Here is a 15,728-nt window from a genome sequence, read left to right as displayed (position 1 = left end):
TTGCTGCTAGATGCACGACACAAAAAACCGGAGGACTCTCAAACCTTGAGAGTCCTCCGGTTGTCTTGATGTTCAACATCAGCATCATCGAATCCAATCCATGAACGGATCGAGCCAATCCTTCTCTTCGGCGGATGCTGAGATTTCCTCGGGAAGATGTCCGAATGACATGCCGGGCACGCTGCGCGGCTTGAACTCGATGACATCGGAGGAATAGACGGCCACGAATAATTTGCCCGGAACCGCCTGTGCACGGATAAGGATCGGCTGGTTATAACGATTCTGGAAAGCAAAGTCGGGGCCGTCCCAGCTGACCGTCGCATCGCGTCCCGGCCTAACGTAAGGCACGTTTCGACTGTGAGAGTAGCGCTGGACGATATGCAGCCCGGCGCGGTCAGTTGCATTAAACAGTGTGGATGACACCTGGCAAATCCCGCCGCCGATGCCTTCCGATAATTCGCCTCTGACGATAATTGGTGCTTCCAGATAACCCTTCTCTCTTGTGCGCCGTCCTACGACTTTGTTGAACGAAAACGTCTCCCCGGGGAAAATGACGGTATTGTTTATCGCTCTTGCCGCCAGTACGATGTTATGCGATCGGTTCTTGTTGCGGCTGTTGTAATAAGTAGCATACTGACCGATCGGCTTTTCCTTAATATCCGCAAGCAGCTCGCGGTCAACTCGCGGATAGACGGGGGCCAGCGGCGCATCGAAAGCGAATGTACCGGTACCATAGAAGAACGCATAAAATTTCTCGGTAAACAGTTTCTGATCGAGCCGATGTCCATACTGCTCGGGCGTAATTCCCCCACGATCATTAATCACTGCGTTTCGAGGCGGCGCATAGCTATGCCGATCCAACTTCTTGATCAGTTGATCCAATTTGTCCAGATCCACCATCGTGAAACCCGGTGATGAATAATCACCTCGGTAGATGACGACGGGTGTCTGCCCCCGAAGTGAAACGGATAAATGCTCCGTGTTGGTATTTGCGTCTGTATTTGTATTTGTATTTGTGCTAGTGCTTCCGCTCTGCTGGAGCATGCACAATATACTTGTCATTATGAGCCACTTCATAAAGCGTTCTCCACATAATCGATTTTCCAAGCTTGCCAGACCGCTGTTCTGCGCAATTGAAATACGAACGATTTCTCCGCTTTACGAAATCCATCCCGATAAATCAACGCTATGACTGGCAAATCGATTGCGAGCAGATCAGAAGTATCGATATTCGGGTAATCGGACTCTCTACGGATCGCAATAATCCCGGCTGCCACCTGCTTCAAGCGCTCCAACTGTTCATGGTTGCGGTACGGGAAAAGCATCGTCATGATTTCGGGATCCCGTTGATTGATCGCGATAAAGTACAGCTCCACAACGTCCATTGGCGAGGTTTGCTGCACATATTGCTGGAGCTTGCCGGCTGCTTTATGAACCATCGTCTGGTGATCGGGATCGACGCTCCCTGTTTTGTGCGTGCTGCTCCCCAAGAAATGAATGCAGAAATGCCCGCTAAAGTCATTATCCGGGATGCCATCTCCCCCATGAGGCATGCCATGCATGGATGCGGCGATCGCTTGATCGTCTTTCAACACAAGAATGGCTCTTCTTCTCCAGCTCCATTTTCCTTGATAAATCTGCTTCATCACGGCAGTGTCATGCTTCGTTAACGGCTGAACGTCAGCATGCGTGCTTCCTGCTCTTCGCTGAACCTCAAACCGCAGACCGGTTTCGAGATCGACAACGGTGAATATCGCTTTCATCGTGATGATTTGCTTGGCTTCGGGCCACGATAACAATTGACCGTAATGCTTCGATTTCAGCTTCGTAATATGGGCTTGAAGCGTTTGTTGCATCTCTCCTCGAAGTTGAATGGTCCTCGAGTTCTCTACATCGTACAAGTGGTAGGACTGGTCAATACTGTAGCTCTTATCATCTACCATTAAATATGTATCCGTAATGGGGGCATATCCTGCTTGTTGGGTTATGCCTGCTGCAATCGCGTCGACCCATAGCTCAGAATCAATCAACAACGTGGATACCAAGGCTGCATCCGGCGATGATTTGACTTCTAGTCGAACTGAAGATGGTTCCCCTGTTCGAGCATAAGCCTGCTTGGTATCGCTAAACAACATCAATAAGGCGATACCAATCAGGAACAATCGATGAATTCCCTTACCTTTCCGCATGTCGTCTTCCTCCTAATTAACACTATCTCTTAAAGGAAGAGAAACGATGCATGGAAAAATTAGGATTGAATTTGAATAAAATAAGGCCGGCAATCAGTGCCGTAATGCCAATTGCTTTTTGCCAAGTGAAAGGGACTTCCTCTAGACCGAACCATCCCCCTGAGTCCCACCATACCGCGCAGACCATTTGTGAAGCCATAACGATCGCAGTTGCAGCGCTTGGGCCAATAAGGTTAACGCCCTTAACTACACAGGTAACAACGCCGATTCCGATTAACCCGCTGAGCCAGAACCAGCTCGGCATCGCGTGCCAGTGCAGAAATTCCGCGCCTTCAACCGCCAAACCCATGCCAACCGATGCCATAAATCCCATCCCGAGCACAAGCGCAGTAGTCGTATGAGAATAAACAGCAGCACTCACTTTGTTATTGAACAAGGTTTGCACGCTGACAAGCATCCCCGCTATTAGAGCCAATAAAACGCCGACAAACACAATTATCCCCTCCGATCATCATTCTCGTATATATTTCGTCCGGCCGCGGCTTCGAGTCCTAATCGATCTGTTATCACGAGCTTCCCGCGACTTCGCTCCAGCAGCTGCAGACGACAGAAATTCAAAATGACCCGATTCAGATGACGATAGCTGGTTCCGATCAGGTTCGCCATATCTTTTAAATTCGCCGTACTGACCTTAGGATTTAAAGGTGTCGACAACGAGAGTAAGTAACTGGCAAGCCGAATTTCGACCGGATAAAGCAGATTAAAGCTCAGCGCTTCCGACTTGGTATAAAACTTCTCCGAGATCATTTTCAACATAAACTGCAGGAACGGTACTTCTTCCCGGTAAAGTGGAAGCCAGCGTTTATGAAAGCCGATCGCCTCCACGGTCGTTACGGCCGTTACCGTATTGAGAATGTTCTTCCCGCTCAGACACTCAATTTCGCCAAGGACATCAAGGGGCGTCGTAAAGCCAAGCAGCAATGTATTCCCTTCCGTTGACGTCGTATACACCTTTACTTTTCCGTGAACGAGCATGAATACATGTTCCGGTACCTCGCCTTGTTTGCAAAGGGCTTCCTCAGGATCAAACCGGTACAACACCAAATGCTGTCTCAGCGCATCCGGGAAAACCCTGTCGAGTGCAAAATGAGTCAGGTAGTTATCAATATGAACGGCATCCAATTCCTTCATTCCGCACCTCTTCCTATTCGCTAGTCTAGCCGCTTAGAAGGATAAACATAAGATGCCTGTAATCATGAGCATAATGCCGATCCATTGCGGTGTTCGCAGACGAAGCTCAAGATTTCCGAACCATCCGGCCTTTTCCATCCCGAGCGTCGCGAGGATCTGAGCGATTAACATCGCCGACACGGTGACCGCAGCTCCATTGTGGTGGAATGCTGTTATATTGCTGAAAATAATAAAGGCTGCAAGCGCTCCTCCGAAACGATACTGCAGCTTCACTTGTTTCAGGTTCTTCCACGATAGATCACCTGTTAGCCATACAATGAGCATAGCCGCCGCAAACCCTGTTCCTTGCGTAAGTGCTGCAGCCTGCCATGTTCCAATCTGATCCCCGATCACAGCATTTGCCGTACTTTGCAGCGTTATAAACACGCCGCCTAATACAGCTAATAGTATGCCTTTCATCCCTTACCTTCCTCCTCAACCATCATGCTCTCCTTATTTAACGCCGAGCGGATGATTCTGAAAAGGACATATGTCCTAAATATGTAGATCGCGCTTGGGAATCCACTAAACGCCAAAAAGGCGTCCAGCAGTCATTAGAAATGACTGGGACACCTTCTCTTAACTGCGAATATTTATTAATACCCTTTGTTTACTCCGCCAACAACTGGGTACGAAGGGCCGCCGCCATATCCACCTAAGCCGCTCCCCATGCAACCACAGATGACAATGACAAGAAGAATAAATAGCACCAGAATAACTCCCGCGCTAGTAAAAGCTCCACCTACATGACCGGACAATGAAATGCACCTCCTGGGTTTAACGTACTTTGTATGTTATGTCCCGGATCATGCATTGGATTGGGTGTTTGGCGGGGATCATCTGCTTCGGGTACAAACGCCTAATCTTCGGCTTGTAGCTCCTTCTGTAGTTAGCTCTTGGACCAGCCGGAACGTTTAACAAGGCCGGACACAAGTTCATCGTCGAAGACGATTCCAAAACCCGGTGAAGCCGGAATATGCATCTCTCCATTGTCAACGCGATACCCGGATACATCCATGCCTTCAATTGTAATGTCGTCGTATTCGACAAATTCGAAATTGCGCACACCGGCTGATAAATGTCCCGACACGTAAATGCCATAGGCATTGCCGTAACAATGCGGCGCAGAACGCAAACCGTGTGCATCTAACTTCTGACCTAATTCCAGCCAATGCGTGAAGCCTGGCCAGATAATATCGTATTGCAGCACATCGAGGCGGCCACGAATCGCCCAATCAACTAGATGAGGTGAAGCGAGTCCTTCTCCGTCTGCGATAAGTACTTGCTGTCCGCGGTTTCGCAGCCAGTCCTTCAGATCTTCATACAACGCGTCATCTTCATGAAACGCTTCTTCGAGCCAATAGAGATTTACATCTGAGAGCGCTGCCAATACCTCTTTGGTTAAATTCAAGTTATAGGCATTATTCGCATCGATCATGATCTTGCCTGTAGGACCCGCCACTTCCGAGATTCCTTGCACGATTGCGATATCTCGTTTCGTCCCTTCCCAGAGCGGCATATGACGACCGCCTCGGCCGACTTTTATTTTGAAGTGACGGTGACCTTTGTCATATCCTTGTTTCGCTTGTTCTTGCATCAACGCAACGGCAGAGCTCTCATCGGGCAAATGCAAGTCATCGAAGTATAGTGAAGTATCGTAGCAAGGAACAATCAGGGGAACGCCCCTCTCGAAGTGTGTACCTGCTTCCAACTCATAAACCGGCTTTCCGAATCTCTGCCCTAACCAATCCAGAATAGGATATTCCAATTGCAGCCGATATTCTTCCTTCAGTCGTCCAAGGTCGTCGAATAAGTCAACCAATCGTTGTCCTATTAGGGTTTCTGCCCATTCCGGTGAGATACGAATCGAACTACCATAGCCTCTTTGTCCATCAATGGTAATTCTGGCGATATCCACTGAGCACGTTTTGCCATGAATGCCGATTCTGCCATTGGCCCCCGCACTTCTCGCTCGTTCTCCCGTTAACTTGGCAAATTCGATTCGCTCCACTTTCCAATCCGATTGAATACCCGCAATATTCATAGAATCCTCCAGTGCCGACTCGTCGGCTTCTCGTTACGATTTGATAAGCAAGTTGAGTTTCAATCATTCCCAGCTTGGCTACCATCCTTTAGGTATTCATCTTTTGATCCCACAATCCTGCCCATTTCCTTTTATTAGGGAAAACAAAAAAACTGATCCGAAGGGGATCAGTTCGATATAAAGCAGCAACAAGGCTGCCGTAGCCCTATTACAAGGGAAATAGATGAAATGCGAGACCTTGCCAGCTGCTGTCGCCACGATCGAAGAGTCTACGATTTCGTCTGGCAATTTCACCGAAGAGCTGCAATGCAGAGCGATCATCTAGTCCGGACACATCCTGATCAAGATGTTCATAAAGTAATTGATCCAGCAGATTGCGTGTCGCTTTGCTGTCCCAGAACGCGGCGTTCATTTCACAATTGCCAAACAGTGAATATTGATGCAGATTACAGGAGCCAACAGTGCCCCACTCTCCGTCTACAACCATTAGCTTCGAATGCACCCAAACTGGATTGCGCTTACCATCGTCACCTAATCCGGCGATGCCTGCCAATGTGAAATGATCGAATGCAGCTAGATGGGCCAAATATTCCGGAATCTTCTCATCTTCCGCCGGCACGACGACAACAATCTCCACGCCGCGCAGCAAAGCCTGATGCAGGCAATCGATAATCTCCTGTACGGACACAGACTGATTCTCGATATAGATCGAGCTGCGTGCCGCACGGATTGCCGCACAATACTGCTCGAAATTCGATCGTTCGCCTGCTTCTATCGGATAATCGGAACCAAGAGGAGTCGCATGCCAATTCCTATATTGGCCGTTATGTATGGTTCGCTGGATTTGAACAACAGTTTCTCCTCTATGTTGAGGTACTTTATTGGGAAACGGGAGATCATATTCGCTGCCTGCACCCCATCGTCCATCCGGCAAGTTCCGCTCACTCGCTTCGTTCCAGCGCTGTACGAAATTATGATGGACATCAACCACCGAAGGACCCGTAAGCTCGATATACACATCATGGTTCTGACCTGTACCACCACGATGACCCGGTGCAACCACTGAGTTTGGATTCAGATTGATCCCTCCGAGGAACGCAGTCTCCGTTTCCGTTCCGGCATCGATAAGCCAACTCTTCTGATGCTGACAGAATCCCGGCTCTGCTTGATCCCAGCGGATGCTAACAGACGAATTCCGCTCTCTTAATCTGTCAAAGTGTTCGGACGCTCCCCAGAAAGCATTCGTCTTCAAATGTTCCGTGCGGGAATCGGGACGCCAGAAGATAATGCGAACGTCGATCCCTCGCTCAGCCGCACGATTAAGGACGTCTAGAGGCGTACCTCTTCCATCCGGCATGTTACATGACGCCCACATGAACGTTACCGTTACCCAAACGCTGTGTTTAGCCTGCTCAATTGCTTCGCAAACCCGCCGGAATGCAGGTTCCCCGTCGATAAGCGGGCGAAGTACATTTCCGGGACGGACGGGATAGGATGCTCTGACCGTATAAGGAATGGATAATGTGCCAATATTCGGTTCATCGATCAAGTGAAGTGGCTCCCCTCAACAGCTTGTTTACTCTCTCCGCGCTTATCATCATGATAACAAGAAATGCCAGCACAATTACAGGAAATAATACGATGCTCGTCTGCGTAGCAATGATGCCAAACAGCGGCGGGAGAAGTGTTGTTCCCGTATACGCGACTGCCATCTGATAGCCGATCAGCTTCGCGGAATGCACCCTCCCGAACCGCGTAGGCGTTTCATGAAGCAGGCCGGGATAAATAGGAGCGAGACCAAGCCCGATTAGAATAAGTCCAACCAAGAAGAATGGCGACGGAAGCAGCAGCATGAGCCCGCCTGCAACGGCCATGATCTGACCGCTCCGGATTAACACCTTGTTGTTCACCTTCATCGTAATAAACCCGGTTATCAGCCTTCCCAAGGTGATGCCGCCATAATATAGAGATACCCAACCGGCCGCGGTCTCCGCTGTCATATCCCTTGCCCCTACCAGATAGCTGGCTCCCCATAGGCCTATCGTAGCTTCAACCCCACAGTAGAACAAGAAAGCGATCAGCGTCTGTTTAACGCCTCTGATCTGGAGAATTCTCGTCTTGGAGTTGGCGGTATTGTCGACAGGCTCCGTTCCGACCCGCTCCTCTTGAGTCGTACCCGATTGAGGCTCTTTTTTTGCAGCGACACGCTTCCATAGCGGAAGCGTAACGAACAATATGATTACGAGCGTGAACTGGATAATCGATACCGCCGTGTAACCATCTCTCCAGGAATCGTGTTTGGCAATATAATAAGACATGATTATAGGTCCGATAGTTGCCCCTAACCCCCAGAAACAGTGAAGCCAGTTCATATGATGAGCCTTATAATTCTCTGCTACATAATGATTAAGGGCCGCATCAATGGCACCTCCGCCTAGGCCAAGCGGAATAGCTAACAAGACAAGCCAAATCAACGAAGGTGATGCAGCGAAACCAAGCAGCGCTCCTGCAGTGAGGCAGCAGCTGATTAAGGTGATTTTCCCCGTCCCTATTCGCTGAACCAAGCTCCCGCTTGCAAGACTGGATAGGATGGTTCCTCCAGCCACAACCATGGATAAGATCCCCGCGAAGCCGAATGATGCCCCCATATCCGGCCCGATAACAGGCCACGCAGATCCAAGCAGGGAATCCGGTATTCCCAAACTAATAAAAGCCAAGTAGATAATGATGATAAAAATAGAAGCCATATCGTCCTCCTCTCTAGCAGCAATCCGTAATCATCACATGTAAAGCCAATTGCTGCAATCCCGCTAAGTAATCCTGATTCCTATCGCTTAATACAAGCGTTGGCAGATGTTTCTGTGGAATATAGGTCGAGCTGAGCTTACCGAGCTTGGACAGAAATGCTTCGTCAACCTCATCATTGCAGAATACGACAGCCCGAGGGTTCAGAATAGCCGTGAATGTCGCGATTAAACGAGCTAAAGCATCGATCTGTTTGTCTGCAGCCAAAACAACCTCTTCATTGCTCTCTTCAAGCCTTAGCGCTTTACCAAATGATTGATGATCATAGAGCGGGACGAACGAAATTTCCCCCGAGAAGAACGTGCTGCCTCGTACGACATCCCCATTGATCATAATCCCCGAGCCCGGTCCGTACTGACCGAAATACAGATACACCAGCGATTCGTTCTCAAGCTCGAAGTTCGACGCATACCCCAGCACCGATGCATTCATATCGTTCTCCACTACGACCGGGATTTGGAAGCGGGATTCGAATTCCTCTTTCAGATCATAATCAAGGAAATGCTGATAAGGCGGGATAAAGATGATTTTCCCCAGGTTGTCAACGGCTCCGGGGACTCCGATTGCGATGGAACGCAGCTTCGGATATTTCTCGATCAGGCTCTCAATCAGATCACCGAGCTGCAGCGCATCTTGTTGTAATACGCTTGGCTTTATCCCTTGCTCCTTGATCTCCCCGACACAATTGAATATGGAATAATTCGTCTCGTTCTTCTCGATAAAGATAGCTAGCCCGAGCATGTATTCAGGATCGTAGGTGTAGCGCTTCGCCGGTCTGCCGCCGCTGGAATCATCATTGCCTGTACATAGGACTTCTCCATCGTTCTCCATCTGGACGAGAAACTTGCTGATTGTCGGAAAACTAATCCCTAGTCGCTGACTGAGCTCCGCTTTCGTTGCGCTTCCCATCATGATAAGTCCCGCTCGGATGCGAGAAATTAATGGTTCTTTGATTTCGCTCGGCGTCTTAAACATATGAGTCATACATGATCAAACCTCTCATCTCTATAGTTGGACCTACTTATTAAATCATTTTAATATGTTTAGTCATCTTAGCAGAAGTTCAGGTGTCCTTGCAATATGATCAGGCAAAAAAGACCAAGCACTTGTCACCTCTAAGTGACAGAGCTTGATCCCAAAGTTTCGTCGTCCTAACACGCTGCCCCTTTACATTGCAGTCGGCCTCACCATAATTTCGCTGATTAATGTATCATCCGGTTCGTTAATGGCAAATGCGATCGCTCTGGCAATACGGTCAGGAGAAATCCCTTTGTCGCTGATTTGATTGGCAAGCATCTGCACTTCCGGACTCGTAATCGTGTCAAAAAGCTCGGTCTTGGTCAGACCTGGAACAATCACTGTTGATCGAATACGCGAAGTCGCTGACTCTTCAAGTCGCAGTCCTTCCGAAATGGCTCTGACTGCGAACTTTGTGGCTGCATAAACGGCTGATGTCGGGGATACCTGATACCCCGATGTAGAAGATAAATTGATGATATGACCTGCCTGCTGCTCCCTCATAGTAGGCAGAACCGCTGCGATTCCGTGCAGTACACCTTTAATATTCACATCGATCATGTGATCCCATTCGTCGACTCTCAGTTCATGGAGCCTGGAACTCGGCATGACACCTGCATTGTTCACAAGCACGTCAATACGACCATATTTACTTAAAGTAAATGCAGCCAGCTTCTGCATATCTTCAGAAGAAACGACATCTGCTCGGACGGAAACTGCTTCGCCGCCACTTTGTTTAATGTTATTAACAATAGCTTGAAGACGTTCCTCTCGTCTGGCGGCAAGAACGACCTTTGCACCATTTTGCGCCAACAATTGTGCTGTGGCTTCGCCTATTCCGCTCGAAGCTCCCGTTATGATGACCACTTTATTGTGTATGTTTTCCATTGGTTTATACTCCTTCATATGACGCGTTATTGAACGCGTGTTGAATATTTAACGGCCGTTGATTACTATTATAGACAGTAACCCTGCTTACTCAATGGTTGATTGATTCGCAATTGTTTCATATTCAACAGTGCGCTCAGCATTGTTGATTATCTAAGGAGGTAACGGAAGTAGTGGAGCATGAAGTAAAAACCGACCGCCGGATTCTCCGAACCAAGCATTCAGTAATGAAGTCGTTTCTGGAGCTTTATGCGGAGAAAGAATTTGAACAAATCACCATCAATGAGATCGCGGAGCGGGCTAATGTGAACCGCGGTACGGTATATCTGCATTACACGGACAAGTACGATCTTCTGGATCATTGCATGGAAGATCATATCAACGCATTGATCTCGCGCTGCAAGAATCGGGAAGTCAGTAAGTCTAGCCATGGAATGGTTCAAGAGCCCAAACCGGTTTTTGATTATTTACAAGACCATTTCTCGTTTTTCTTTACTACGTTTTCCAATCAACGCGTTTTCCTCTTCCGCGACCGGTTGCTTCATTTTATCGTTGTCAATCTGATGGATAAGATGGAGCAGCCGGACAATCCACCTGTGGTCGACAAGGAGTTGAAAGCGCAGTTCTTGGCCTCTGCTTTCATCGGCATCGTAGAGTGGTGGATCCGACAGCGAATGCCGCATTCCTCGCAATTTATGGCTGAACAGGTCAAACACTTATTTGAGAAGAATCAAGTATATTCCGAATAAAAGCCCAGGGCTCCTAAGCCTTAGGGCTTTATTTCTTACTCCTTGTCCTGTCATTCATTGGGAATAGCAATCCGAACCGAGGCTAATAATAAGGGAGAATTTCCACGGAAAGGCGTGATCCTATATTCAAGAGAGCATAAATGAGATTCTGAAGGCAACCATCAAATCGAATGATTTTGTGCAATCTATCCATAGGGTCCACGATAAACAGTTTCATTTTACCTACCTGCAAGCCATTGTAGACCAGAAACTTATTAACCATGAGATTCTACACCGAATTCAAATCGCGGAGAACGGCATTGCCGATCTAGATGCGCTGCAGCAACTGATTCCGCTGGAGAATATTAAAGTCTCGTCTAATCTAGAGGAGATCACTCAACATTTATTTAAAGGCTTCTTATTCGTTCAGCTCGAGCCTAACCTTGATCAAGGGCTCTTAGTGAATATCCTGGATCAGAAACGCGGGTACCGGGGCAATAACGAGGCGGATAATGAATACAGCGTAATTGGACCCAAAGTCGGCTTTGTTGAAGATATCGACACGAATCTCAATTTACTTCGCAAAGAGCTTGTTACCGATAAACTGCGTTTTGAGGAACAAATCTTAGGATCGATTTCACAATCAAGAGTAACGATTGTTTATTTAGAAGGCATTTGCAATCCTCAGCATGTGGATACGGTTAGACAACGAATTAAGGAACTCGATGTTGACGTGTTATTTGACAGCTCCATCCTTGACCAAATCATTGCAGATAACCCCAATTCGCCTTTCCCGTTATTTATGTCTTCGGAACGCGTTGATCGAGCCAAATTTAATGTCCTTAACGGCCAAGTGGCCATATTAAGCAGTGGTTCCCCCTATGTGATATCTGGCCCGAGCACGGTGTTTGATTTTTTCGCTTCACCAGAAGATTATTATCTGCCATGGATATTGGCTTCTTTCTTCCGGTGTTTACGTTATTTAGGCGTTGCCTTCTCTATCCTTGCCTCTCCCCTTTACGTTGCCTTGCTAACCTTTCATTATTCGGTTATCCCGCAATCTCTGCTTGGCCCGATTATTGAATCTAGAACGAACGTCCCGTTTGCACCGATTATTGAAGTGCTGCTATTGGAATTCACAGTCGATATGCTGCGTGAAGCCGGGGTTAGATTGCCTACCAAAGTCGGACAAACGCTTGGCATTGTCGGCGGCATTGTACTTGGCACGGCAGCCGTGCAAGCCGGTCTGACCAGCAATATCTTAATCATAATTGTCTCCCTCTCTGCTCTCCCATCGTTTGCAACGCCCATATTCAAAATGGCGAACACGATTCGTTTCTTGCGGTTTCCATTGATGTTTCTGGCAGCGGCCTGGGGTGGTTTCGGCATTGCAATTGGAATCGTATTGCTCTTAGGACACTTGCTGCGCTTAAAATCTTTGGGCATGCCTTACTTAGCTCCTGCATTCCCGTTTCGATACCGCGATTTTGCCGACAGTATCGTACGCTCTTCACTGAGCGTGGTTAAGTATCGGCCTAGTTACTTGCGTTCCCTGGAGAAACAAAGATTTACCGTCCATAATCCCAAACCTAAACGTAAGGACTACGATAACGAATAAATAACCTTGTAAGGGAAATTGCATCCATGAGAAAATACGTCCTACCTCTTGTCTTGTGTTTCGCACTTAACGGGTGCGCCAAAGCGCAGATTATCGATCGGATTAAGCTCATCGAAAGCATTGGTTACGACTCGCAAGGAGAAGCTTATAAAATTAGCGGTACTTATTGTGCCTATGATAAGAAAGTGAAATTGTTCCTGCTCGAAGGGCAGGTTCATTCTTTTAATGAAGTGCTCACATCGTTCACTTCACAGTCGGATCACCCTATTGCAATCGGTCAATTGCGTACGATCGTCATTAGTGAACAAATCGCAAGAAGAGGCGTTACAGAGATAGCCAACACCCTTGTGCGAGATCCACATATCAGTAATCGTGCTACGCTTGTAATCACAACTAATCAAGCAAGCGAGATTTTGGATGAAACGTTGCGTTTTCCACCTGTCTACCTATCCAATCTGCTCAAACAGAACATGGATACCGGGAGCTTGCCTTTCACAAATGGGCATATCTTTCTGGATCAATACTTTGGGGAGGGACAAGATGTTTTCTTGCCTATTGTGGCTATAGGGCCTCGAGGAATTCTCCAATTGAATGGTGTAGGAGTATTTAAGGGGGATCAATTAAAGCTTACCCTTCCAAACAAAGCAGGCTTGTTCATTAAACTGCTCATAGACGATGATGTCGGACTCCAATCCAGTACTTATGACTTCAAGAATGATCAAGACAAGCAAATTACCTTTAAAATCATTCGCTCCAAACACAACATTATCGTAACTAATGAAAAAGTTGTCATATCGCTTAAACTCGATCTAGACCTCGGAGACTATCCGGTTTCATTAAACGTTTTTGAAAACACCCATGACAGAAATGCTTTAACGCAACAAATCGAACATCACCTGTCTGTCGAAATCAAAGCTTTGCTGGAACAATTTCAGAAGAATCTTGTTGATCCAATCGGGATTGGCAATCTTCTAAGATCTCGCGAGCGGAATTGGAATGAGCCTGCATTCGCTGCCCGAGTCTACCCTAACCTCAAATTCGATGTACAGACTGAAGTCAAAATATTATCTTTGGGAGTTGGACATTAGTGCAGCACTTGGTCAAGGAAAACGATATGGTTTCCGGCTTTTTTTTGTTTTTCCTTTTCCATGCTTCCTTGCTCGGGGCCGGTGTCTTAGGATTTCAACATTTAATTGTGAATGTAACGGGTAACGATGCTTGGATCTCGGTGGTCATCATGGGATTAACTTTGCATGTCATCATTTGGATGATCTTTAAGATGCTTGGCAGTCCGGCCAAAGATCTCATCGATTTGCATCGTATCTTGTTTGGCAAGATCCTAGGGAATGCGATTTCCTTAGTCATGGTGGGCTACTATTTTCTGCTCGCTTTAATCGTCTTTCGCGGCTATATCGAAATCATTCACATTTGGATGTTCCCTGATGTTAAAACGTGGATTCTGGCGCTCATCCTCATCGTGGCTGTTTATTATGCCGTTTCCGGCGGGTTTCGCGTCATTGCCGGCTATTGCTTATTTGGGGTATTCTTCTCCACGCTGCTGCCTCTGTTACTGTACTTCAATATCAAATACGGTCATTTATATAATGTAATGCCGATCTTTAATCACTCCATTAAAGAACTGATCACCTCTTCTAAATTCTCAGGTATCCTATTTATGGGCTTTGAAACGATACTGTTGTACTTCCCCTTTATTAAAGCTCCCGAGAAAAATGTAAAATGGGCGCATCTCGGTTTGTTCTATTGCACCATCAAGTACGCCCTTCTTATGTTTGTAACGCTTATGTATTTCAGTCAAGGACTACTAAAGCATACGTACTGGCCCACCTTAGTGATGGTTAAAGTCATCGAGTTCTCCCTGATGGCAAGGGTTGAATTTATTTTTATCTGTATCTGGCTGATGTTGATTATCCCGATGCTCAGTCTGTCCGTTTGGAGCTGTACGCGCATTATCAAACGGGTAACCAATCTTAAACCGAGTTGGTCCATTTACGTGATCCTAATCGCGATTTTCTCGGCCTCTCTTCCATTCAACGATCGTGTTAGGATCGAATGGTTAGGCAGACATGTGGTCGAGCTCGGGTTTTATTTCATCTATGGATATATTCCGCTGCTGTTTATTCTGTATTTGATTCGCAGCCTCTTCTCGCAGAGAAAACCACTGCGTTCCGTGCAGCGCTAGTTTGGAGAAATCGAATTGTGGTGTGTTCATTGTCCGATATAAAATAGACGACCAGCGGGAGCGCATGTTCGTCTGTTTTATATCGCATTTTTAATTTGGTCAATAACCCATTGCGCAATATAACAGAACGATTGTGGAGCATGAAAAGATTCATACTCCTCCCTCGGATCAATAGGTTTTTCATACAACTGTGGGTTTGCAATCTTGATTGCGTATCCCTCTAGTCTATTTTCAAAATATTGATTAAAAAACTCATTACTAATGCCAGAAACACCAGCAGTTGCTTTCCAAATCGCTTTCGGATGATCGACAATTATTGTTTCTATTTCAAACTCCCCTACGATTTTCCCTTCTGGCATAGTAGAGTACACAACAACAGTGTCGATTTTCTTCTTGAAAATAGCTTTACGATACTCATATTGCTTTTCACCAGAAAATATTTTCTCAACAAACTCCGGTTTAATCGACAATAATACTTTCATAAACATCACCTTTAATTATAATTTTTTCAAATTCCTGCTCACTTAGAGGAAAGTAGCCCCAGAATGTATCTTTAACCAAACCCACTTCTTGCACTAGTCGTTGCTGATTTAACCTTCTCTTTAGAGCTACATTATATATCGTCTTAGACCAGACATGTCGAATACTATCAAACCGGGTCATATTTACTTACTTCCATTTTACACGAACATAAGTTCTAGTCAATGTGTATTCAAGACTCAGACCTATCTCTCAACCGCTAACGGTTGTGACAGTGGTTATATGACCTCAAAAGCCTGTTTTTATTTTCTAACGGTTGCCACAGCGCTTATTTGGACAAAATTCAGAATAAATTGACCAATATGTACCAAATAACAACGCTCGCAACCGTTAGAATTTTAAATGGTATTTATTTCGTAAAATAGCCACTCTGACAACCGTTGCTATGAACGTTTTTGTCAAACCCAACGTATTTGCACCATGGAAACACTAGGCGCGGGGGCAAATATGCGAGCGACGGTTGGCACGC

The 15,728-nt window shown here is 46.6% G+C and carries 16 protein-coding genes; 4 read left to right on the top strand and 12 right to left on the bottom strand.

Going from position 1 to position 15,728, the window contains the following annotated elements; translation table 11 throughout:
* Window positions 1–84: 84 nt before the first annotated feature.
* The 11 genes from BLW29_RS00080 to BLW29_RS00035 form a co-directional block, all read right to left on the bottom strand.
* Entirely contained in the window at window positions 85–1,077 is a 993-nt protein-coding gene (locus BLW29_RS00080) for a VanW family protein (RefSeq protein ID WP_090975298.1), read from the bottom strand.
* On the bottom strand, window positions 1,074–2,189 hold the full coding sequence (locus BLW29_RS00075; RefSeq protein ID WP_090975297.1) for a hypothetical protein: 1,116 nt from the start codon (window positions 2,187–2,189) through the stop codon (window positions 1,074–1,076). The genes BLW29_RS00080 and BLW29_RS00075 overlap by 4 nt, the downstream gene beginning before the upstream one ends.
* 22 nt (window positions 2,190–2,211) lie before the next feature.
* Window positions 2,212–2,682, bottom strand: a complete 471-nt coding sequence (locus BLW29_RS00070; RefSeq protein WP_090975296.1) for a DMT family transporter — start codon at window positions 2,680–2,682, stop codon at window positions 2,212–2,214.
* A 2-nt stretch (window positions 2,683–2,684) separates the two neighbouring features.
* Entirely contained in the window at window positions 2,685–3,380 is a 696-nt protein-coding gene (locus BLW29_RS00065; protein ID WP_090975295.1) for a Crp/Fnr family transcriptional regulator, read from the bottom strand.
* Window positions 3,381–3,413: 33 nt separating this feature from the next.
* Entirely contained in the window at window positions 3,414–3,839 is a 426-nt protein-coding gene (locus BLW29_RS00060; RefSeq protein WP_090975294.1) for a DMT family transporter, read from the bottom strand.
* 176 nt (window positions 3,840–4,015) lie between these two features.
* The gene (locus tag BLW29_RS31280) at window positions 4,016–4,177 is read right to left on the bottom strand and encodes a hypothetical protein (RefSeq protein WP_177186405.1); all 162 of its coding nucleotides are present in this window, start codon (window positions 4,175–4,177) and stop codon (window positions 4,016–4,018) included.
* Between the two features lie 131 nt (window positions 4,178–4,308).
* Entirely contained in the window at window positions 4,309–5,463 is a 1,155-nt protein-coding gene (locus BLW29_RS00055) for an enolase C-terminal domain-like protein (protein WP_090975293.1), read from the bottom strand.
* A 208-nt stretch (window positions 5,464–5,671) separates the two neighbouring features.
* A complete protein-coding gene (locus BLW29_RS00050) occupies window positions 5,672–7,012 on the bottom strand; it encodes a phospholipase D-like domain-containing protein (RefSeq protein ID WP_090975292.1) in 1,341 nt (446 codons plus the stop codon).
* The gene (locus tag BLW29_RS00045; RefSeq protein ID WP_090975291.1) at window positions 7,002–8,210 is read right to left on the bottom strand and encodes an MFS transporter; all 1,209 of its coding nucleotides are present in this window, start codon (window positions 8,208–8,210) and stop codon (window positions 7,002–7,004) included. The genes BLW29_RS00050 and BLW29_RS00045 overlap by 11 nt, the downstream gene beginning before the upstream one ends.
* Before the next feature lie 13 nt (window positions 8,211–8,223).
* Complete coding sequence (locus tag BLW29_RS00040; protein ID WP_090975290.1) at window positions 8,224–9,252, bottom strand: ROK family transcriptional regulator; 1,029 nt, start codon at window positions 9,250–9,252, stop codon at window positions 8,224–8,226.
* A 183-nt stretch (window positions 9,253–9,435) separates the two neighbouring features.
* A complete protein-coding gene (locus BLW29_RS00035; RefSeq protein WP_090975289.1) occupies window positions 9,436–10,173 on the bottom strand; it encodes an SDR family oxidoreductase in 738 nt (245 codons plus the stop codon).
* A gap of 173 nt (window positions 10,174–10,346) precedes the next feature.
* On the opposite strand from BLW29_RS00035, the gene BLW29_RS00030 reads away from it, so the two are divergent.
* The 4 genes from BLW29_RS00030 to BLW29_RS00015 all read left to right on the top strand — a co-directional run bounded on the left by BLW29_RS00030 (window position 10,347) and on the right by BLW29_RS00015 (window position 14,719).
* Window positions 10,347–10,922 (top strand): TetR/AcrR family transcriptional regulator, encoded by a 576-nt coding sequence (locus BLW29_RS00030; RefSeq protein WP_090975288.1) that lies wholly within the window; start codon window positions 10,347–10,349, stop codon window positions 10,920–10,922.
* A 124-nt stretch (window positions 10,923–11,046) separates the two neighbouring features.
* Window positions 11,047–12,519, top strand: coding sequence for a spore germination protein (locus BLW29_RS00025; RefSeq protein WP_090975287.1), 1,473 nt, complete (start codon window positions 11,047–11,049; stop codon window positions 12,517–12,519).
* Between the two features lie 26 nt (window positions 12,520–12,545).
* Window positions 12,546–13,607, top strand: a complete 1,062-nt coding sequence (locus tag BLW29_RS00020) for a Ger(x)C family spore germination protein (RefSeq protein WP_090975286.1) — start codon at window positions 12,546–12,548, stop codon at window positions 13,605–13,607.
* Complete coding sequence (locus BLW29_RS00015; RefSeq protein WP_090975285.1) at window positions 13,607–14,719, top strand: GerAB/ArcD/ProY family transporter; 1,113 nt, start codon at window positions 13,607–13,609, stop codon at window positions 14,717–14,719. Before BLW29_RS00020 ends, BLW29_RS00015 begins: the two co-directional genes overlap by 1 nt.
* 77 nt (window positions 14,720–14,796) lie before the next feature.
* Here the strand turns inward: BLW29_RS00015 and BLW29_RS00010 are convergent, their stop codons facing one another.
* Window positions 14,797–15,201 (bottom strand): ASCH domain-containing protein, encoded by a 405-nt coding sequence (locus BLW29_RS00010; protein WP_090975284.1) that lies wholly within the window; start codon window positions 15,199–15,201, stop codon window positions 14,797–14,799.
* Window positions 15,202–15,728 lie beyond the last annotated feature (527 nt).

The organism is Paenibacillus sp. CF384 (assembly GCF_900106745.1).
In the GTDB taxonomy this organism is placed as follows: Bacteria; Bacillota; Bacilli; order Paenibacillales; family Paenibacillaceae; genus Paenibacillus_Z.
Note: the sequence above shows the minus strand (reverse complement) of the source record. Positions and strands in the feature narration are given on the sequence as shown.